The organism is Natrinema pellirubrum DSM 15624 (assembly GCF_000230735.2).
Taxonomy (GTDB): Archaea; Halobacteriota; Halobacteria; order Halobacteriales; family Natrialbaceae; genus Natrinema; species Natrinema pellirubrum.
This window is the reverse complement of the sequence record NC_019962.1, coordinates 1,401,328-1,421,236: the sequence shown is the minus strand read 5'-3', so window position 1 is coordinate 1,421,236 and position 19,909 is coordinate 1,401,328. Positions and strand designations below refer to the sequence as shown.

The 19,909-nt window shown below is 66.1% G+C and carries 21 protein-coding genes and 1 pseudogene; 11 read left to right on the top strand and 11 right to left on the bottom strand.

What is annotated here, in order from left to right; genetic code table 11:
* The first annotated feature begins 58 nt into the window (after positions 1-58).
* From NATPE_RS06905 to NATPE_RS06895, 3 genes are all read left to right on the top strand, one after another.
* Positions 59-1,105, top strand: a complete 1,047-nt coding sequence (locus NATPE_RS06905) for a ComEC/Rec2 family competence protein (RefSeq protein ID WP_006179466.1) — start codon at positions 59-61, stop codon at positions 1,103-1,105.
* Complete coding sequence (locus NATPE_RS06900) at positions 1,102-1,446, top strand: hypothetical protein (RefSeq protein ID WP_006179467.1); 345 nt, start codon at positions 1,102-1,104, stop codon at positions 1,444-1,446. The genes NATPE_RS06905 and NATPE_RS06900 overlap by 4 nt, the downstream gene beginning before the upstream one ends.
* A 308-nt stretch (positions 1,447-1,754) precedes the next feature.
* Positions 1,755-2,255, top strand: coding sequence for a gamma carbonic anhydrase family protein (locus NATPE_RS06895; RefSeq protein ID WP_049804830.1), 501 nt, complete (start codon positions 1,755-1,757; stop codon positions 2,253-2,255).
* A 7-nt stretch (positions 2,256-2,262) separates the two neighbouring features.
* Here NATPE_RS06895 and NATPE_RS06890 read toward each other — a convergent pair whose 3' ends face one another.
* The 3 genes from NATPE_RS06890 to NATPE_RS06880 all read right to left on the bottom strand — a co-directional run bounded on the left by NATPE_RS06890 (position 2,263) and on the right by NATPE_RS06880 (position 5,263).
* A complete protein-coding gene (locus NATPE_RS06890; protein WP_006179469.1) occupies positions 2,263-3,315 on the bottom strand; it encodes an amidohydrolase family protein in 1,053 nt (350 codons plus the stop codon).
* An 87-nt stretch (positions 3,316-3,402) separates the two neighbouring features.
* Positions 3,403-4,734: a cation:proton antiporter gene (locus NATPE_RS06885; protein ID WP_006179470.1), complete on the bottom strand. Its 1,332-nt coding sequence runs from the start codon at positions 4,732-4,734 to the stop codon at positions 3,403-3,405.
* A gap of 34 nt (positions 4,735-4,768) precedes the next feature.
* Positions 4,769-5,263, bottom strand: coding sequence for a cation:proton antiporter regulatory subunit (locus NATPE_RS06880; protein ID WP_006179471.1), 495 nt, complete (start codon positions 5,261-5,263; stop codon positions 4,769-4,771).
* A 189-nt stretch (positions 5,264-5,452) separates the two neighbouring features.
* Here NATPE_RS06880 and NATPE_RS21045 point away from each other — a divergent pair.
* Positions 5,453-5,800 (top strand): annotated as a pseudogene (locus NATPE_RS21045) (TrkA C-terminal domain-containing protein); the annotation flags it as partial.
* Positions 5,801-5,883: 83 nt separating this feature from the next.
* On the opposite strand, the gene NATPE_RS06875 reads toward NATPE_RS21045, so the two are convergent.
* Positions 5,884-7,116, bottom strand: a complete 1,233-nt coding sequence (locus NATPE_RS06875; protein ID WP_006179473.1) for an HD domain-containing protein — start codon at positions 7,114-7,116, stop codon at positions 5,884-5,886.
* 130 nt (positions 7,117-7,246) lie between these two features.
* On the opposite strand from NATPE_RS06875, the gene NATPE_RS06870 reads away from it, so the two are divergent.
* Positions 7,247-7,504: a hypothetical protein gene (locus NATPE_RS06870; RefSeq protein WP_006179474.1), complete on the top strand. Its 258-nt coding sequence runs from the start codon at positions 7,247-7,249 to the stop codon at positions 7,502-7,504.
* Between the two features lie 39 nt (positions 7,505-7,543).
* On the opposite strand, the gene NATPE_RS06865 is transcribed toward NATPE_RS06870, so the two are convergent.
* Positions 7,544-7,936, bottom strand: a complete 393-nt coding sequence (locus tag NATPE_RS06865) for an acyl-CoA thioesterase (protein ID WP_006179475.1) — start codon at positions 7,934-7,936, stop codon at positions 7,544-7,546.
* 552 nt (positions 7,937-8,488) lie between these two features.
* Complete coding sequence (locus tag NATPE_RS06860; protein WP_006179476.1) at positions 8,489-9,664, bottom strand: Gfo/Idh/MocA family protein; 1,176 nt, start codon at positions 9,662-9,664, stop codon at positions 8,489-8,491.
* A 114-nt stretch (positions 9,665-9,778) separates the two neighbouring features.
* Here NATPE_RS06860 and NATPE_RS06855 point away from each other — a divergent pair, with 114 nt between their 5' ends.
* The gene (locus tag NATPE_RS06855) at positions 9,779-10,372 is read left to right on the top strand and encodes a hypothetical protein (protein ID WP_006179477.1); all 594 of its coding nucleotides are present in this window, start codon (positions 9,779-9,781) and stop codon (positions 10,370-10,372) included.
* Positions 10,373-10,455: 83 nt separating this feature from the next.
* On the opposite strand, the gene NATPE_RS06850 is transcribed toward NATPE_RS06855, so the two are convergent.
* From NATPE_RS06850 to NATPE_RS06830, 5 genes are all read right to left on the bottom strand, one after another.
* On the bottom strand, positions 10,456-11,529 hold the full coding sequence (locus NATPE_RS06850) for a methionine synthase (RefSeq protein ID WP_006179478.1): 1,074 nt from the start codon (positions 11,527-11,529) through the stop codon (positions 10,456-10,458).
* Positions 11,526-12,530 (bottom strand): hypothetical protein, encoded by a 1,005-nt coding sequence (locus tag NATPE_RS06845; protein ID WP_006179479.1) that lies wholly within the window; start codon positions 12,528-12,530, stop codon positions 11,526-11,528. Before NATPE_RS06845 ends, NATPE_RS06850 begins: the two co-directional genes overlap by 4 nt.
* 146 nt (positions 12,531-12,676) lie before the next feature.
* Positions 12,677-13,249 (bottom strand): HemK2/MTQ2 family protein methyltransferase, encoded by a 573-nt coding sequence (locus NATPE_RS06840; protein WP_006179480.1) that lies wholly within the window; start codon positions 13,247-13,249, stop codon positions 12,677-12,679.
* Entirely contained in the window at positions 13,250-14,389 is a 1,140-nt protein-coding gene (locus NATPE_RS06835; protein WP_006179481.1) for a mechanosensitive ion channel family protein, read from the bottom strand.
* Positions 14,390-14,529: 140 nt separating this feature from the next.
* A complete protein-coding gene (locus NATPE_RS06830; RefSeq protein ID WP_006179482.1) occupies positions 14,530-15,366 on the bottom strand; it encodes a 16S ribosomal RNA methyltransferase A in 837 nt (278 codons plus the stop codon).
* A 208-nt stretch (positions 15,367-15,574) separates the two neighbouring features.
* On the opposite strand from NATPE_RS06830, the gene NATPE_RS06825 reads away from it, so the two are divergent.
* The 5 genes from NATPE_RS06825 to NATPE_RS06805 all read left to right on the top strand — a co-directional run bounded on the left by NATPE_RS06825 (position 15,575) and on the right by NATPE_RS06805 (position 19,905).
* Positions 15,575-15,883 carry a 50S ribosomal protein L21e gene (locus tag NATPE_RS06825; protein ID WP_006179483.1) on the top strand — a complete coding sequence of 103 codons (309 nt, stop codon included), beginning with the start codon at positions 15,575-15,577 and terminating at the stop codon, positions 15,881-15,883.
* A 5-nt stretch (positions 15,884-15,888) separates the two neighbouring features.
* Positions 15,889-16,245 (top strand): RNA polymerase Rpb4 family protein, encoded by a 357-nt coding sequence (locus NATPE_RS06820; protein WP_006179484.1) that lies wholly within the window; start codon positions 15,889-15,891, stop codon positions 16,243-16,245.
* 181 nt (positions 16,246-16,426) lie between these two features.
* Positions 16,427-17,887, top strand: a complete 1,461-nt coding sequence (locus tag NATPE_RS06815) for an APC family permease (protein ID WP_006179485.1) — start codon at positions 16,427-16,429, stop codon at positions 17,885-17,887.
* Positions 17,888-18,003: 116 nt separating this feature from the next.
* Positions 18,004-18,600: a DUF655 domain-containing protein gene (locus tag NATPE_RS06810; protein ID WP_006179486.1), complete on the top strand. Its 597-nt coding sequence runs from the start codon at positions 18,004-18,006 to the stop codon at positions 18,598-18,600.
* A gap of 138 nt (positions 18,601-18,738) precedes the next feature.
* Positions 18,739-19,905 carry a cystathionine gamma-synthase gene (locus NATPE_RS06805; protein WP_006179487.1) on the top strand — a complete coding sequence of 389 codons (1,167 nt, stop codon included), beginning with the start codon at positions 18,739-18,741 and terminating at the stop codon, positions 19,903-19,905.
* Positions 19,906-19,909: the final 4 nt, after the last annotated feature.

The following is a 19,909-nucleotide window of genomic DNA, read 5'->3' as shown; positions in this document are numbered from 1 at the left end:
TCCGTGATCGGAGGGGTCCGAACGCACATTGTCCCCGCAGCCGTCCGTCACGATACGAATGGGTCGAACCAGCACGGTCGTCGTGGTCGCGGGACTGCTCGTTCTCGCCGGGTGTAGCGGCGGGTTCGGCGGCGTGGACGGCGACGGGACCGCCACGGCCGGTCCCGGCGGCGACCTCGAGATCCACCACATCGACGTCGGACAGGCCGATTCGACGCTCGTGGTCACGCCGTCGAACGAGACGATCCTGATCGACACCGGCGACTATCGCGACGACGGTGCGACGGTCGTCGACTACCTCGAGGCCCACGACATCGACCGGATCGACCACTTGGTCACGACCCACAGTCACGCCGACCACGTCGGCGGCCACCCCACGGTCATCGAGTCCCTCGAGACGAACGGCGACGGCGTCGGTGCAGTCTACGACTCCGGGGTTCCGCACACGACCGCGACCTACGACGAGTATCTCGACGCGGTCGAGGCCTACAACGTGACGCTGTACGAAGTCGCCGCGGGCGATCGCCTCCCGCTCGAGAGCGACGGCCTCGAGGCGACCGTCCTGAACCCGCCCGAAGACGGGACCGGTGACGACATCGACGCCAACAGCGTCGTCCTCGCGCTCGAGTACGGTGATTTTTCCTACCTGACAACCGGTGACATCGCCGAGCGGGCCGAACGCCGACTGGTCGAAACACGCGGCGAGGACCTCGCGGCCGACGCCTATCAGGCGGGCCATCACGGCTCCTCGACCTCTTCGACCGATCCGTTCCTCGACGCGGTCGCCCCCGAGGTGGCCGTCGTCTCGAGCCCGCTCGACTCGCGGTACGGCCACCCCCACGACGAGGTGCTTTCGGCCTTTGCCGACCGTGGCGTCGAGACCTACTGGACCGGCGTCCACGGAACCGTCGTTCTTGCGACCGACGGCAGTGAGATCGACGTTGCGACCGAACGCGAGGGGCCGACCGATCCCGAAGCGCTACTCGAGCGGAAAGCCGATGCGCAGTCGTCGCTCGCGACAGAACCGAACGGGGGCGAGCGCCCACGCGCCGACGAAGTCCGGCCCTCGTTTGATAGCACTCCCGCCCGTACGCTCCCCCGATGAGCGAAACCTACACCGGGGTCCTCGACCGCATCGTCGACGGGGAGCAAGCGGTGCTGTTGCTCGAGGACGATGGGGACGACGACGGGGCGGCCGAGAACGTGTCTGGCGAGGCGCCCAGGGACAGAACGGCGGGCGGACGGCCGACAGTCGTCGACGAACTCGTCGTCGGCGTCGACGCCCTGCCGGCCGCGGGCCGCCACGAGGGGGCCGTCTTCGACGTTCGAGTCGAGACGGACGGAACGCTGCTCGAGGCGACCTACCGAGCGGACGCGGAAGGGGAGCGTCGGGAGTCCGCCCGGGAGCGGTTCGACCGACTCTCCGAGCGGTTGCCCGACGAGTAGCGCCAGCGGACGGGTGAGTGGAGGGGACGAAACGGAAAGGGGAAGACCGAACCGCGGGTGGGTTCGGGGGGATGACAGGCGACACGCGGCCGTCAGTGCGACGATGGCGTGTCGCCATCCCCACGTTGGGAGGTCTCTGCATTAGCCCTACTGCCAAAACGTATTGGGCCTCGCGACGAACGAATCCAGGAGTCGGCAGCATCGTCCCCCTTCCGGCGCTGAACGCCCGGAACCGATCGCTCGAGTCGACGGCGTGTGTGCGAGTCGGGATGGGCAGGTTGAAGACCGTCCTCGAGACAGGAACGGCCATGTTACGATCGTTTGACGGGACCGAACCACAGGTCGCCGACTCGGCGTACGTCGACGACGCGGCGGTCGTCATCGGCGACGTCGTCATCGAGGAAGAGGCGAGCGTCTGGCCGAACGTTACGATCCGCGGGGATCACGGCCGGATCGTCGTCGGCGAGGGGGCGAACGTCCAGGACAACGCCGTCCTCCACGAGGACGCCGAACTCGCGCCGTACTCGACGGTCGGCCACAGCGCCATCGTCCACGCCGCGACCGTCGCCGAGCGTGCGCTGGTCGGCATGAACGCGGTCGTCTTGGACGGCGCCCACGTCGGCGAGGGATCGGTCGTCGCCGCCGGCAGCGTCGTCACCGAAGGCACCGAGATCCCCGAGTCGACGCTGGTCGCCGGCACCCCCGCGGAGCCGAAGACCGAGATCGAGGACGCCCACCTGCAAGCGACGGCCGACCGGTACGTCGAACTCGCGTCGGAACACGCCGAGACGTCGGAACGGCTGGACTGACCGTCCCTCAGCGGTCGCCGTCGCCGGCCGCGGTCGCGCCCGTACCGTAGAGAACCTCCCGCACGTCGTCGACGCCGGCCCGCCGGACCACGGCTCGAACCGGATCGAGAGCGCCCGCGAGGTTATCGGAGTCGCCGTCCAGCACCAGCAGGCGGGCCTCCCGCCCGGGCTCGACCAGTCCGTACTCCAGATCCGCGATCTCGGCCCCGTTGACCGTCGCCATCCGGAGGATCTCGGCGGCAGGCAGCTCCGACAGCTTCGCGAGGAACTCCATCTCACGGAACATCGACGGCGAGTTCAGCATCACGTTGTCCGTCCCCAGCGCGAGCGTCGTCCGCTCGTTGAGTTCCGCGTAGGGCGACAGCCCCACGTCTGTGACGAGGTTCGACCGCGGGCAGACGACGACCGGAATCTCACTGTCCGCGAGCCGGTCGAGGTGGACCGGTTCGGGATGGACCATATGGACCAGAAAGTCGGGATCGAGATCTAGCGCCGGGTTGATGTCGCTCGAATCGACCTCGCCGGCGTGGATGCCGAAGGGCTTGCCCGCCTTGCGGGTCGCCGTCCGTTCCCGATCGAAGCTGTCGTCGTTGGCCCCGCTGGCCCCGAAGCCATCGCCCGCATGCATCGCGTCGATCGATCCCCGCGCGAACGACAGCGCGTCGATCGAAAGGCCCTCGACCGCCCGCTCGAGCGTCCGAACCCCCTCGACGCCGCCCTCGCGAAACTCCAGACAGGCCGCCGTGCCGCCCCGCTGCATGAACCCCAGCGACCGTCGCATCGCGGTGGCGAGTTCGTCCTGCGAGGCCGCCCGCAGGAGTCGGTGTTTCAGCCCGTCCGGCGGCGCGACCAACTCCTCGAGCGAGAGGCCGCCGCCGGCCTCCTTGGCGATCGAGTCGCCGATGTGGGTGTGAGCGTTGACGAAGGCCGGCAGAATGATATCGTCGCTCTCGACTGCCGTCTCCTCGACGGCCTCGATGCGGCCGTCGTCGTCGATCACGACCCGCCCCTCGACGGGCTCGAACTCGCGGCCGCGGAGGATCGTTCCCGTTCGTTCCATACCGAGCCGTTCGTGGGCCGTCTTTTCAATCGTTGCGACCGACGGGCGACAGTAGACGGTATGGCTCGAGGCGCTCGTTTGTGGCGTTCAAGTATCGGTCAGCCGTGTCGTTCCGCTGCGAGCCCGCTCGAATAGCGAGACAGCGGTGGGTTCGATCCGGCTCGAATACTGCATGAGCGAGGTGCCGAGAATGCTCATAACCAGCACGTAACCCACCGTGAAAGCGTAGATCGTCTGTGCGGTTTCCGCCGCCATGCCGCTGCCGGCCCCAGAGAGAGCGAGACTCGCGATGATCAGTGAGAACTCGCCGCGGGTGGCCATCCCGAAGCCGACCCGAAGTGACCGACGGTCGTCGAGGCCGTAGATCCGCCCACCGAGGTAGCCACTGATAATCTTCGTCGGCGTCGTCACGATCACCGCAGCGACGATCACCCCGAGGATCGAAAGCGTGAACAGTCCCGGATCAGTGACGAGGCCGATCCAGAAGAAGAAAATCGCGGCGAAGGCGTCTCGCAACGGCTCGAGCAGTCGCTCTAAGTCATGGACGTGATCGGTCGACGAGAAGGCCATGCCGACGAAGAAGGCGGCGACTGCCTCGCTGACGCCCAGCGCAAGCGCGATCCCGGCGACGAGGATCGTGACGCCGAGTGCCCGGACGACGATGAACTCGTTCGTGTCGGCGTCGAGAAAGCGCTGAAAGAAGCCGGTCCCGAAGGTGACGAGCCCGAGCAACACGAGGATGAACCCGACCGCGATCCCGATCTGACCGACGGCTTCCCCGATATCACCGCCGCCCAAGACCAGTGCGGACGCGATCGCCAGGTAGACCGCGATGAACAGATCCTCGTAGACGAGCGTGCCGAGCATCGGTTCGGACTCGTCGTTGGCGATCCAGCCCAGATCGATCAGTGATTTGGTGATGATCGCGCTCGAGGAGATGTAGACGATGCCCGCCGTCAGGAAGGCCGCGAGGAAGCTTCCGAAGACGAGATAGCCGAAGAGCAGTCCGATACCGAAGTTGATGACCAGATCGACGGATCCCGCTTTGCCGATCCGGTCTTTGCTCGCGATCAGTCGGCTCAGGTTGAACTCGAGGCCGAGAAAGAACAGGAGGAGGACGATCCCGATCTCCGCACCGACGACGATGAAGTCAGTTTCGCCGAGTGCGAGTCCGCCGACTGCGGCCAGGAGATCGACGCCGCCGATCGTCACCTCGGGAACGGTGACGGCAATGGCACCGACACCGACCTCGTTGCCGGCGAGTGCAGGGAGCGCGCCCAGTACGTTCGATCCCAGCACCACCCCGATGATAATATAAAACGGGATCACCGATTGCTTGATCCGACTCGAGAGGACGCCAGCGATGGCGACCGCAGTAAAGAGAATACCGACATCGACGAGCGCCGTTTCAGTCGCCACTAGCGCTCACCTCGTGCAGGAAGGGTCGTTTCGATCACTCGTCGAGTCCGGCGCCGAGCAGTTCCTCGAACTCGGCGCAGTCCTCGCGGTCGCCGATGACGACCAGCGTGTCACCGACCTCGAGGACCGTCTCCGGCGTCGGCGGCGAGATCAACTCCTCGCCGCGCTGAATGGCGACAACGGAGACGCCGGTTTCGTCGCGGATGTTCGCCTCGGCGAGGGTCTGGCCGGCGACCTCGGCGGTCTCGGAGACGCCGTACCACTCGAGGTAGGTGTCGTCGGAGAGCATCGTTTCCACCTGTTCGGCCTGCACCGGCTGGAAGTACGCCCCCTCCAGAATCGTACCGATTTTCCGGGCCAGTCGATCCGACGCCTCGAATACCTTCTCGCTGTCTGCATCCGCGTCCGCTTTCAGGTACACCTCTCGTTTCCCCGTGTTGTGGGTCACGATGACGAGGCGCTCCCCATCATCGAGTTCGATCTCGAACTTCTTCCCGACGCCGGGGAGGTCGCTCTCGTAGACGGTCATACGTCACCAAAGCGAAGGCGTGATAATAAATGGCGTGTCCCGATCGACCGATTACAGTCGTTGCTGCCGGTGATTGTATCGACGCTGTCAGGGAGCGATTTGCAGGCATCGCAGCGCTCGCGCTCGAGGGCCGATACGCGGTGCCAACAGCCGTTCCAGCAAAGCCGGTCACTTAATGGATCGGAGACGCTATCGACAAGCGAGAAGACGAGGGCGGCATTTAGAGCGGGCGCTGACTACGTTCTCTCCATCCAACAAGTGTCCGCCCGACTGGTCGCAGCGGAGGTTCACGGTGAACGGGTCATGTCTCCAACAAGCCAAATCCGCCTGATTCGGGCCGACGCAGCCCCGTTTGCCGGCGAGTCACTGGGAGACACCCGTCGTAATCCAGAGCGTGGATGGACCGTGATCGGCGTCTCACGGGGCGGTACTATCCGTACCGACGAACGGACCACCATTGAAACCGACGACAAAGTGATCGTCGCGGGGAGCGACGATGCAATTCAGGAGTTCGAGCGGACGGTCACCTCCTCATGAGTGCGGGTACGCATAGTGCCGACGAGCTGCTACGCTATACCGAAATAAGCGGTACGTACACGTCCTGTACTGACCGTGGGACCCTAGTCGACGAACTGATCCAGCGTCGCGTCCACGCCGTTCCGGACCTCGCTGACCAAGGCACCGTCGATGTCGAGCCCGAGAACGTCGACGGCGGCCCGGCCGACCCGGTCGCGCAGGTCGGCCGGCGAGTACACTCCGAGCCGCCACTGGGAGTACTGGGACGCCCGCAGGGCCGCGACCAGCGGCGACTGCTCGTCCAGCCGCCTGATTTCGCCGTTGACCATCACCCGCGAGGTGGACTCGGTCATCGAGGGGCGACTCGGCACGTCGAGGATGACCCGCTCCGGGTCGACGCCGGCCCGGTCGCTGATCTCGCGTTCGAACGCTCGGATCGTCCCGTGATCGGCCTCGATGATCCCGCCGGGCACGTCGTCCATCTCCGCCCACACCGCCCGCTTGAACAAATCACGCTGATCGAGGCGGCGGGAGAACTCGCTCGTCGCCGGACACGAGCGCAACGCCACGAGCAGATCCGGATCGTCCATCCGCTGGAGTGTCGTCGCATCGACATCGGTTTCGGGCGACTCGAGCAACCGTTCGGCCGCCCGGCGGAGCATCGCCTTGCCGATGCGGGCGACGCTGTGGCTGTAGACCGTCGGGTTCATCAGCGCCCGGGCGACCAACAGGCTCTCGGCGGTCTGGACGTTGCCTTCCGCGAGGACGAGTTCGCCGTCGACGAAGGTCAGCTCCCGGACCAGCCGGCCGTGGTCGATCGTCCCGTAGGGCACCCCCGTGTGGTGGGCGTCCCGTACCAGATAGTCCATCCGGTCGACGTCGAGTTCCCCGGAAACGAGTTGCCCGAACCGCCCCTCGCCGGCGACCAGATCTGCGACCCGATCGGGCTCTAAGCCGTGTGATCGCAACACCGCCCCGACCCGCCCGTTGGCCAGCAGGTCGTGGACATCGTCGTGATACCGGCCCGTCCGACGGTGGGTCAGCGACTCGAGGTTGTGGCTAAATGGCCCGTGACCGACGTCGTGGAGCATGGCGGCAGCGTGAACCCGCTGGGCCTCCCGGCCCTCGACGCCGAGTTGCTCGAGGGCCTCGCAGGCGAGGTGGTAGACGCCGAGGCTGTGTTCGAAGCGGGTGTGGTTGGCCGAGGGGTAGACCAGCGAGACGGTGCCCAGTTGGCTGATACGTCGCAGCCGTTGGAGTGCCGGCGTGTCCAGCAGATCGCGGGCGACGCCGTCGATCCGGATATGGTCGTGAACGCTGTCCTTGATCGTCTTCATTGGCGCGAGAGTTCGGCCCGAACGTACAAAAACGGTCGTCCGGCCCCCGACAGCCGCCCGGACGCCGCAAGCGGGGTTGCGAATACCGGTGTAACGACTACCCGCGTGGCCGTCGGCGTCTCGACGGACGATGACCGACCTGACGATTCCCTCGGACGCCGACACGGATCGCATCAAAGCCCTCGTGCAGGACCACCTCGAGATCGGTGACACCGTCGCGGTCCGGAGCGAGGAACGGACCGAGGACCACGGGACCGATGTCGTCGGCGACGTGACCGGGTTCGAACCGGGCTATCTCGAGATCGACGGCCAGTCGCTCGATGCAGGCAGTGTCCGCTACGACGAGATCCACACGGTCGGGACGATCGAGAGCGATAGTCACCGCTGAGACGGGCCACAAACCAATCGAGCCCCGCAGTGGCCGGTATCAGGTCGTTCCCTCGAGGTCGGCCACCACCGCCTCGCGCAGCGCGTCCGGGAGCGGCGTCGGGCCGTCCGCGTCGACCGTGACGGCCACCGTGGTGACCGTCGCGACGACCCCCTCCGCGTCCCGGAGTTCGTACTCGAGGGTGACACTCGTCTCGCCGACGTCGGTCACGTCGATTCCGACGGTAACCGGGGCCAGCGACGCGAGCGCCCGCTCGTACTCGACCTCGAGGCGGACGACCAGATGATCGAGGTCGTCAGGGCCGTAGCCGTGGCTCGCGAGGTAGCGGTCCCGCGCGAGGTCGGTGTAAGCGACGAACTTCGAGTTGTTGACGTGGCCGCTGCGCCCGAGGTCGTCGGTCCTGACGTCGATCGTCGTCTCGTAGGCCGCCATCGATCAGTGTGAGGTGGTGCCACGGCGAATACGTTGCGAACTCGGTCGGCCGCTCGAGTTACGCAGGTCGTCGGCGGACGATTCGAACTGCCGGTTTCGAAGCCCCCGGGCGACGTCTCGTGCCGAACCGACCACACGGTGTGCGGTGGCGCGCGCTGTGTCGCGGTGAGTGAGTAACGAACCGCGACACGACGCTGCGCGAGGGATGAGCGACCGACTGAACGGAGAGAGCGAATCGGCTGGGGAGGACGTGGCCATTCCCCGTTGCCACGATAGCAGGGACGTCCGTATCGACTGCGATGGTGGGAAGAACAGGGTCGTTCTGCTATCGTGGCTGCACGGCGTCTCCACACCCTCCCCAACCGATTCGTTCACGCCTGGCGGCGTTCACTCATCCCTCGCACGGTATCGTCGACTGCTCTCGTTCTCACTCGAGCAGTCGACAGCGTGCGCCACCGCACGTCGTCTGTGGCGGCCTGACCCAAAACACAACGTGCCTCTCTCGAGTCCGACCGCCTCCCGAATCGCACGCGGAACCGACCGGGGCCGAACTCACTCGAGCGCGACCCATTCCCCCCGCTCGTCGCTGCGTTCGATCGCGTCGAGAACTCGCTGAGCGGCGAGCCCATCCGCGAAATTCGGCGCGAACGACTCGCCGTCCGCGACCGCACTCAGGAACTCGTAGTTCTCGTGGACGAAGGTGTGTTCCCAGCCCAGCACGTGGCCCGGCGGCCACCAGTGGTCGACGTAGGGGTCGTCCTCGTCCGTGACGAGGATCGTCTCGTAGCCCCGATCGCCCGCCCGGAGGACCTCGAGTTCGTTCAACCGCTCGATCGAGAACCGCAGGCTTCCCCTCGAGCCGTGGATCTCGATGGTGTGGTCGTTCTTGTGCCCCGTCGCGAAGCGCGACCCCTCGAGGGTGCCCATCGCACCGTTTGCGAACGCGAGTTGGGCGGTGTAGGCGTCGTCGACGGTGACGGGGCGGGTTTCGTCGTCCTCGACGGCGTCGCCGTCTTCGTTCTCTCGAGGCTCCGCCGGAGCCTCGCTCCCTTCGACCGGCCGTTCCTCGACGAACGTCTCCAGGTGGCCGCTGACCCGCTCGATTTCGCCCGCGAGGTCGTCCTCACCTACGAGAAAGCGCAGGAGGTCGACGGTGTGCGCCCCGAGGTCGCCCAGCGCCCCCGACCCGGCCATTTCTTCGTCGTTACGCCACGACCACGGCGCGTCGGGATCGACCAGCCAATCCTGTAAGTACTGCCCGCGAACGTGATGGATCTCACCGAGGTCGCCCGCCTCGAGCAACGTCTTGGCGTACTGGATCGCGGGCACGAACCGGTAGTTGAACGCACAGCCGGCGGGCACGTCGTCGCCGGCTTCGCTAGCCGCTGTGGCCATCGCCTCGGCGTCGTCCAGCGTCGGCGCGAGCGGTTTCTCGCAGAAGACCGGCGTCCCAGCCTCGAGGGCGGCGATCGACGGCTCGGCGTGAACGTGGTTCGGGCCGAGGTTGTAGAAGACGTCGACGTCGGCGACGACGTCGCGCCAGTCAGTTGCGATCGAGTCGAAGCCGAGCCGTTCGGCGGCGTCTTCCAGTGCGTCCTCGTCGCGGCCGACCAGCACGCTGCGTTCGATCGCCGGTGCGTCGGGGAAGAACATCGGGAGCCGCGCCATCGCGTTCGCGTGTGCTTTCCCCATGAACCGATAGCCGAGGACGCCGACCTCGAGAGTCATGGACGGCCGTTCATCGGCCCGATAGTTAGCGCTTTGCCGTGGGTCGGCAGTGACGGGACCGATTACTTCCACGCCGCACGATACGGTTTCCTCGATCCGTCCCGTACCGGGTGCATGAGTGTCACAGTCCGGCTCGCCGACGCCGAGAGCATCAGACTGACGGCGAACGCCGTCGAAACGGTCCCGCCCGACCGACTCGAGTTTACGCTGCGTGGGCGACTGACGATGACCGAGGCGCTGCTCGCCCAGTTCGAAGGCGCGACGTTGAACCCCGTCCGCATCGCCGTGTCGGCCGACGGCGATCCCGTCGAGATCGATCTGACGGCGTCGGCGGCGCTCCGGCTCGAGGACGTCGACGTCGGCGTCGCGACGCCGGACCCGGACGATATCACGGACGGGGTCGACGCGCTCCGGCCGTCGGCGAACGACGACCCCGACGGGGCCGACGTGCGACCCGACGTCCTCGCGTTTACCGTCGAGGGTGCGATCCGGGACGTGCCGCCCGCGACGCTCGCGGCGATCGTGGACGACGCGCCGGGGATCGAATCGGCCACGTTCGCCGTCGAGGAACCGCTCAGGAGCGACGGAGGAGAGGCCAATGACGTGGTCTTCGAGCTGACCCTGTTCGGCTACGGGATCGTCGTGCGCCGCGATGGGACGATCGTCGTCGGGAGCAGTGAGGGGCTCACCGGTATCGATCTCCCCTGATCGGAAGGGTCGGAGATCCATGCCGGTGGCCTCGACTGGACGAGAGACGGCGGAAACAGACGGGGCGCGGTTCGGCCGAGGTGTCAGTCGTCGGCCGGCGTCGGCGCGCCGCGCTCGATATCGATGTTGCCCTCGTCGAGGTCTTCCTCGACGTTGCGGGCCGCCTGCACCATGTTCGCCATCTTACCGTAGGCGACGTCACGCGGCAGCAGCTTCACGCCGCAGTCCGGCGAGACGACGAGTTGCTCCGGCGGGACGACCTCGAGCCCCTTCAAAATGTTTTCCTCGATCTGCTCGACCGATTCGACCTCGGCGACGTGGGCGTCGGTGACGCCCAGCGCCAGGTCCTTCGAGAACTCGGGGTCCTTGAAGACGTCCAGCTGTTCGTAGTCGCCGTTTGCAAGCTCGAGGTCGAACTCGTCGACGGGGAACTCGAGGATCTCGGGGTAGATCCGGGAGTAGTCGCCGTAACAGACGTGGAGGCCGATACGGACCTCCTCGGGGATGTCGGCGACGATGTGTTCCAGCGCCTCGCCGACGATGGCGTGGTCGTCCGGCGTGGTCGCGAGCGCGGGCTCGTCGATCTGGATGTAGCGCGCGCCGGCGTCGACGAGCTTCTCGATCTCCTCGTTGACGAGGTCAGCCAGCTCGAGGGTGAGTTCGTCGTCGTCCTCGTAGGCCTCGTTAAAGGACCAGTTCGCGAGCGTGTAGGGGCCCGTGATCGGGACCTTGACCGGTCGGTCGGTGGCGTCGGCGGTGAACTCGTACTCGTCGACGAGCCAGGAGTCGTCGTACTCGACCTCGCTGACGACGCTTGGCTTGTCGAAGTAGTTGTGGCCCCAGACCTTGACGGGGCCGTTGAACTCGTAGCCCTCGATCCGGTCGGCGAAGAACTCGACCATCTCGTTGCGCCGCATTTCGCCGTCGACGACGACGTCCAAGCCGGCGCGTTCGTGTTCGGCCGTAATCAGGCGGGCGGCGTCGTCTTTGGCTTCCTGCCAGTTGTCCTCGTCGAAGTCGCTGTCCTCGTCCTCGAAGCGGTCCTTCGCGCGGTTGAGCCACTTGGGCTTGGGGTAGGAGCCGACGACGGTCGTCAGCAGGAAGTGGTCGTTCTCGTGGTCGGCCGGTCGGAACTGATCTTTGTTCTCGTTGGTCATGCTGCGGTCACCTCCGCGAGGTCCGCGGCTTCGGCAAGGACCTCGAGTTTCTCCACGTACTTGCCGTAGGGCAGGTAGAACGTCTCGGTGTTGGTCGTCAGGTAGACCGTCTCGAAGTCGGTGACCCCGAGCTGGCCCTCGACCCACTCGACCCGGTCACGGATCGCTTCGGGGTCCTCGACGAGCGTGTTCTGGCCGTCGGCGAGCCCGAGCGCGACGTCGTCGGTCGCGCCGTACTCTTGGAGGTTGTAGACGTTGTCGTCCTGGTTCGCGACGAAGTCGAAGCCGACCGCGTCGATATCGGCGTCGAGCAGGTGTGCGTAGACCTTCTCCTCGAGTGCGCCCCAGTAGGGCTGAACGACCACGTCGGCGTCGGTCGCGCTCGCGACCTGATCTATCGCCTCGCTGGCGCGTTCGTCAAGCCCATCCGCGGGAGCGGACTCGACCAGCGAGGGCTCGAGCAAGAACAGCGTCTCGACATCGGGGAAGGTCTCGACCTCGCCCGCGAGGAAGTCGGCGATCGCGGCGAGGAAGTCGGCGTCGTCGCCGTACTGTTCGTCGGTCGCGAGATCGAACAGCGAGTACGGACCGGGGAGGACGGCCTGCAGGTCCTCGCCGCTCGTCAGCTGGGTTGCCGCCTCGAGTTCCGCGGCGACGTCGCCGGTGGGCTCGAGGTCGTCGGTGACGACCGGCTCCCGGTAGAAGTTGTTGTTGTCGTAGTAGCGGACGATCCCGCGGGTCTCGACGGCGTCGGCGACGGCCAGCGGATGGGCGAGCATGTCGTCCCAGCGCAGCTGGCCCTCGACGATCCGATCGAGGCCGGCTTCGGTCTGGACGCCGATGACCTCCTCGCGGGCCTCCTCGTAGGCCGCGGTGATTTCCTCACCCTCGTCGCCGCTGATGAGGTCGTGTTTCTGGTGTCCCTTGAGATCCGAGAGATCGTCTTTCGCCCAGTCCGGGAGCGGATACAGCCCCGGCGTGGTCGAAACGTACTCAGTCATCGTAGCCCCGACTAGGCTATACCGACGCTTAATATTTTCCATCCACACTAATGCACTACAGTAATTTTCCCGGGTTTCCGGACGCTCGAGCGTTCGCTCCAAGGGGCGCGTCAACAGCCGGCACAGTGGGAGAACGCCGGTCGCGATTACCGAAGCAACTCGAGTACCGTCAGCGTCTCGAAGGGGAACGACTCGTCGGCGACGGCGACGGCGCTGAAACCCGCTTCGCCGGCCTGTTCGACGACCTCGTCGACGCCGGTGAGGCTGCTCACGAGCAAGTAGACGCTGCCGTCGGGTGCGAGGACCCGCCCGACCGCCTCGAGGAACGGATCGATGACCGCCCGGCCGTCCTCGCCGCCGGAGAGGGCGTGTTCCATCCAATCGTCCCACTCGTTTTCCGGATCGGTCGGCAGGTAGGGCGGGTTGAACGCGACCGCGTCGAAACTGCCGTCGCGGAACGGCGAGACGAGATCCGCACGTACCGTCTCGACGCCTTTGCCCCGGGCTTGCCGGACGGCGTGGGGATTTAGGTCCGACGCGATCACGCGGGCGTCGGTTTCGGCGGCGATCCGCCCGGCGACGAAGCCCGAGCCGGTGCCGACCTCGAGGACGCGCTCGGCCCCCTCGAGGCGCTCACAGACTGCGTCGGCGAGTAGTTGCGAGTCCTCGGCCGGTTGGTAGACGTCCGTTTCGACGTCGCGTTGCTCCTCGAGTCCCATCTATCGTTCCTCCGGTGTTTGCATACGGTGTTCCTCGCTCCGTTCACGGTCGGCGTCGTCGGCGATTCGGAACCCGCCGGTCTCGGCGCGGCCCGAGAGTTCCCGCTGCGGGAACGGGATCTTGATCCCCTCGTCCTCGAAGGCTCGCTTGATCGCGTCGATGGCGGCGGTCCGGGCCGTCCAGTAGCGTCTGGCGCTCGGCTTGTCGATCCAAAAGCGCACGCCGAGGATCACCGCCGAGTCGCCGAAGGACTTCCCGACCACCTGCGGCGACGGCGCGGTCAGCACCTCGTCGACCTCCGCGAGCGCCTCCTCTGCCAGCTTTGCGGCCCGGTCCACGTCGGTCCCGTAGTCGACGCCGACCTCGACCTCGATCCGCAGGCGGCCCCGCTTCGAGCGGTTGGTCACCATGCTCGAGGCGATGACGTCGTTGGGGATCATGATGTACTCGCCGTCGAACGACCGGATGCGGGTGTTGACGATCGAGATGTCGGTGACGATCCCCTCGTCGCCTTCGACCTCGATCCAGTCACCGATCTCGAACGGTCGGGCGAACATCAGGACGAACCCCGACAGCATCGTCCCCAGCGTCTGGCGGGCCGCCATGCCCAGCACGATCCCAAGGAAGCCGGCCCCGACGAGCAGGCTGCCCAGATCCTCGATCCAGATACCGAGGATCACGACCAGCGAGACGGTCCAGATGATCACCTGCGAGAGTCGATGGGTGATCTGGCGCTGGTGTTCGGTGACCGCGGCCGTCGAGTCCATCACCTCCTCGATGATCCGTCGGACGAACCGCGTGACGATGACGGTCAGTACGAGCAGGATGAACGAAAAGACCGCCCGCGGAACGGTGTCGCCACCCGGGTCGAGCCCCACGAAGAGCTGACGGACCTCGTCGGTGCGGTCCCAGACGCCCAGAACAACGCCGGCACTGACCGCACAGGCCCCGATCAGTACTGCCACTGAGACGACGTCCGCATAGAGCGGTCGCGTTCGCTCGGCCACGCGCCCGTGTAGCCGCCGGTACGAGAGCAGGACGGCGAAGACGAGCCCGACTGCGACGAGGGACACCGCGAGCCGAAGCGGGACTGTCGGAAACACTTCCGAGAGCCAGTCGAGCCGCGTCAGTACAGACATGCGTTCGTCTCCCGAGTTCTCGGCCGTGCAGCTTTGAGTATTCGTTGGTTACTTCGCCCCGGTCGCGGGGCCACTGTAGGCCCACCGAACGGCCGACTCGAGCCGCCTCGTCCGACGTTACGTCTCGCTCTCGCACCCGGCTACGTCTCCGGTTCACCGACGTCCCACGCGAGCCCGGCCAGTACGGCGAACTCCGCCGGTGCCATCGCGTCGGGCCGTTTGCGGAGCAGTTCCTCGTCGGCCGCCTCGACGACCGCGTCCGGCTCGCCGAGCCCGGAGATGTGGGCCGTGTTCCGGATCGCATTGCGGACCGTCTTCCGGCGCTGGGTGAAGACGGCCTTGACGAACCGCAGGAAGAAGTCCTCGTCCGCGACCGTGTAGTCGGGCTCGCGTGGGACCGCCCGGACCACCGCGCTCTGGACGGCGGGCTGTGGGTCGAACGCCTCTTTGGGGATCGACTCGACGAGTTCGACATCGGCGTAGTGCTGGCTCGAGACCGAGAGCCGGCCGTACTCCGACGTTCCGGGCTCGGCGACCATCCGCTCGGCGAACTCCTGCTGGAACATCAACACGAGGGGCTTTTTCTCCGGAAAGAGCCGAAACGCGATCTCGCTCGAGACGCCGTAGGGGAGGTTCGAGACCGACGCGGTAAAGTCGGGGAGGTCGACCGCGAGGGCGTCGCCCTCGATCACGGTCAGTTCACCGGCCGCGATCTCGTCGGCGAACTCCTCGCGCAGGAATTCGGCGAGGTCGCGGTCGCGTTCGACGACGGTCACCTCGTCGCCGACCGCGAGCAGTCGGTCGGTCAACGCGCCCGTCCCGCCACCGATCTCGAGCAGGTGACTCGTGTCCGCATCGATCGCTTCCAGGTAGGTCGGCAGCCGGTCCAGTACCCGATCGTCGACGAGGAAGTGTTGATCGCGGTCCGGATCGCCCCGCACGCCCGCTCGGGCGATCAGCCCGTCTGGGTCTCTCATTGCCGGCGCTTCGGTCGGGCCGGGTGTAAACGCACCGCCTCGGCCGTCCGTTGGCAGTGCGGAAAACGGACCCACTTGACGTGCAACGGGCCGGCGGCCCGTGAACGGGCGGGGTTCGCGGACAGCGCCGTCGACCGCGGCTCGAGAACACCGGTGGGTGGAATACGTGTGTTTTATAACCGTCACCGGACAAAGCGGGCGTACGACTATGCCGAAATCTAATGGCCCCCGTCAGGGAACCCGGAAAAAGCTCGCGAACGATCCTCGAGACCGCGGCACGTCGCCGCCACAGCGCGCGATTCAGGAGTACGAGGAGGGTGAGAAAGTCCACCTGAAGATCGACCCAAGCGTCGCCGACGGTCGCTTCCACCCGCGATTCGACGGTCGCACCGGCGAAGTCGTCGGCAAACAGGGTAGCGTCTTCAAGGTCGCGATCAACGACGGCGGCAAGGACAAGACCCTGCTCGTCGCCGCGGCCCACATGCGCGCACAGAACCAGGAAAAGAGCCGGATCTAAGCAGGATGACGATCTTCAAAGAGATCGTCGACGAGGAGTTCCTGACGGTCTCGGAGACGAAGGAGCTGCTCGCCGACATCGAAGCCGAACGCGCGATGGACGAGGACCGCGAGCTGCGGTACGAACTCGCGCGAGCGATCGAACACGCAAACCGGTTTGCCGTCCTCGAGCCCGACGAGGCGCAGGCCCTGGTCGATGACCTGCAGGACTTAGAGAAGGTCGACGAGCCGACCGCGTACAAGATCGCCAACCTCCTGCCGCGCGACCGGGACGAACTCCGGTCGGTATACGCAAAGCAGCGCTACTCGCTGTCGGGGGACGAACTCGACGAGATTCTCAACGTCGTCGCGCAGTACGCCTGAACGCAGTTCGCCGTTTCCGTTCGGAGCGGTCCCACCAGCGACGACCGGCGTTCGACGATCACGACTAGCGTCAGCGCTCGAGGCCGCGTTTCCGCGTCGTTTTCAATTCTCGTGTAACTACCGTCGACTGGCATTTCCCGTCGCCTTTCCGTGAAAGGGGGACGAGGAATCCGGGTAGGTGGTGTCAGTCGTGGACAGCGCTGAGGCGGAGACCGAACCGATAGGGACACACGGAACCGACGCGCTCGAACGGGACATCGGCCTTCTCGGAGCCACGGCGATCGGAACGGGAACGATGATCGCCGGCGGTATCTTCGTCCTCTCGGGACTCGCCGTCGCAAACGTCGGCGCGGCGGCGATCGTCTCGTTCGGGCTGGCGGCGATCGTGGCGTCGTTCACCGCGCTGACCTACGCCGAGTTCGCGACCATCTACACGGTCGACGGCGGCGGCTACGCCTACGTGGCCGAGGTGTTCGATTCTGACTGGTCGTACGTGGTCGGCTGGTTACTGATTCTGGGCTACCCCGCGAGCGCGGCCTTCTACCTCGCGAGTTTCGCCAACTGGTTCGCCCGATTCGTACGGCCCGAGATCGCGCTCCCCGAGGCGCTCCCGTACTGGATCCCGGGGGTCGTCGTCCTCGCGATTCTCGTCGGAGTCAACCTCGCCGGTGCCGAGGAGACGGGTCGATTCCAGATCGTCGTGACCGGGCTGAAGATCGCGCTCATCGGGCTGTTCCTGGTCGGCGGCCTCAGCGCGTTCGACGCGGACGTCGTTGCGTCGTCGCTCACGGCGAACGCCACGCAGTTCGACGACATCGCTCTGACCTCGGCGCTCGTGTTCATCACGTTCTTCGGGTTCGAAGCGATCGCCACGAGCGAAGGCGAGATCGAAGCGCCCGAGCGGACCGTTCCCCGGGCGATTTTCCTGAGCATCGCCGTCGTCACCGTCCTCTATGTCCTGGTAATCGTCGTGGTGGTGCTTGCGATCAACGACGGCAGCTTCCTCTCGTTTCTCGCCGAGCGAGCCGGGCTGTCGTCGTCCGGCGCTGCCACGGGGTTCGTCGCCGAACGCGGCGAGGTCGCGATGGCGCGGGCGGCCCAGTATTACCTCGGCGACGCCGGCTTCTACGTCTTCATCGTCGGCGCGTTGCTGTCGATGATCTCGGCCGCCAACGCGACCGTGCTGGCCGGCTCTCGAGTGAAGTTGGCGATGGCCAGACGCGATCACCTTCCGGAGCGGGTCCAGCGGATCAACCCACAGTCCGGCGTCCCGACGGTCGCGGTGGTGCTGACCGGCTGTCTCATCCTCGTTTTCTTCCTGCTGTTCGGCGTCGTCTTCGGCGCGTCTCCGGGCGGGGGCGGCGGTGCCCACGACCCCCTGCTCGGCCTCGAGTCGCTGGCTCACTTCGCGGACGTCATGCTCCTGGGCGGGCTGGTGTTCGTCAACATCGCGTTGATTCGGTCTCGCCGGAAGGAACCCGACCGGGAGCGGCGGTTCAGGGTCCCGGGCGTGCCCTGGGTACCGCTGCTCGCGATCGGCTCGAACCTCGCGCTGCTAGCGAGCGTCGAACTGACGAGTTTGGCGCTGGGGACGCTGGCCGTCGTCGTCGGGATCGTCCTCTGGTTCGGCGTCATCGACTGACCGCGACGGCGTCGCACCGCGACCCCGACCGCGACGTCACGTGCCTTCCGTTCCCCCGAGCAACGTCGTGAAAGTGGGCCGACTCTTTAAGTACGACCTCGCCGTACCGTAAACCAATGAGCGAAGCTGATCGCGATGAGATGGACGTTCGTCGGGCGGTCGTGTTGGACTACCTCGCACACGGGCTGTCGGACGACGGCCGACCGCAGTACGCCAAGTCTCCGGCAGGGTACGCCGTCGGAATCGAGGACTTTCAGCTCTATCAGGTCGCCTTCGACGAGGACGAACGGCTCACGATCGGCAGCGAGGTCGTCGTCGAACCGGCCGCCGAGCGCGACATCGTCACCGAGTGTCACCGGGTCGAGTACGAGGACCTCTCCTCGGGCGCGCAGTCGGAACTCGAGTACGTCGTCCAGGATCTGGTCGAGGAGAACGAACAGCGGTTCGTCGACTTCTACAACGACGCCCAGCCGATCACGCTGCGACTCCACCAGCTGAACCTGCTGCCGGGGATCGGGAAGAAACTCCGCAACGGCATCTTGGACGAGCGAAAGCGCAAACCCTTCGAGAGCTTCGAGGAACTGTCCGAGCGCGTCTCGGGGCTGCACGATCCCGACGAGATCCTCGTCGAGCGTATCCTCGAGGAACTGCGTGACGACGATCTCAAATACCAGACGTTCGTGGGACGACGCGAACAGGAGCAAAACCAGTAAGCCGGTAGCGTTGGTTCTGTGGATCGTCACCGCCTCGAGCAGCCGCGAGCGGACAAGCGACCTCGCTTCTGCAACCGACTGTGACTGCGAGCAACGGCGTCCATAACAGTGATCCGACCGCGGGGCACTCGTAGGAGTATGGACGACGACCACGACAGTCGGATCGAGACTAGATCCATCCACGCCGGTCAGGAGCCCGATTCCGAGACGGGCGCACTGATGACGCCGATTCACGCGAACTCCACGTACAAGCAGGACGCCCCGGGGGATCACCGCGGCTACGAGTACTCCCGTACCGGGAACCCCACGCGTACCGATCTCGAGGAAAACCTCGCGAGCCTCGAGAACGCCGAATACGGCCGGGCCTTCGCCAGCGGGATGGCCGCGATCAACACCGTCCTGAACCTGCTCGAGGCCGGCGACCACGTCGTCACCGGCAACGACGTCTACGGCGGCACCCACCGCATCTTCACGCAGGTCTACGAGGACTACGACCTCGAGTTTTCCTTCGTCGATATGACCGACCTCGACGAGATCGAGGCGGCGTTCCGAGAGGAGACGGCACTGCTCTGGCTCGAGACGCCGACGAACCCGCTCATGTCGATCGTCGACATCGAGGGGGCGGCCGAGATCGCCCACGATCACGACGCGCTGTGTGCGATCGACAACACGTTCGCGACGCCGTACCTCCAGCGGCCGCTCGATCTCGGTGCCGACATCGTCTCCCACTCCCTGACGAAGTACCTCGGCGGCCACTCCGACGTCGTCGGCGGAGCCCTCCTGACCAACGACGGGGCACTCGACGAGCGACTCGGCTTCTACCAGAACTCCGTCGGCGCGACGCCCGGCCCCTTCGAGTCCTTTCTCGTCCTCCGGGGCACCAAGACCCTGCCCGTCCGGATGGATCGACACTGCGAAAACGCCCGCGCGATCGCCGAGTGGCTCGCCGACCACCCCGACGTCGAGCGGGTCTACTATCCCGGCCTCGAGTCCCACCCCGGCCACGAGATCGCCGCCGAGCAGATGGACGACTTCGGCGGCATGCTGAGCTTCGAACTCGACGCGAGTCTCGAGCAAGCGAGCGAGGTCGTCTCGAACACCGAGATCTTCACGCTCGCGGAGAGCCTCGGCGGCGTCGAGAGCCTGATCGAACAGCCAGCGCCGATGACCCACGCCGCCATTCCACGGGAGGAGCGGCTCGCGGCCGGCCTCTCGGACAGCCTGATCCGCGTCTCCGTGGGAATCGAACACGTCGATGACCTGATCGCCGACCTCGAGCAGGCAATCGACGCCGCACTCGCTTGAGTAG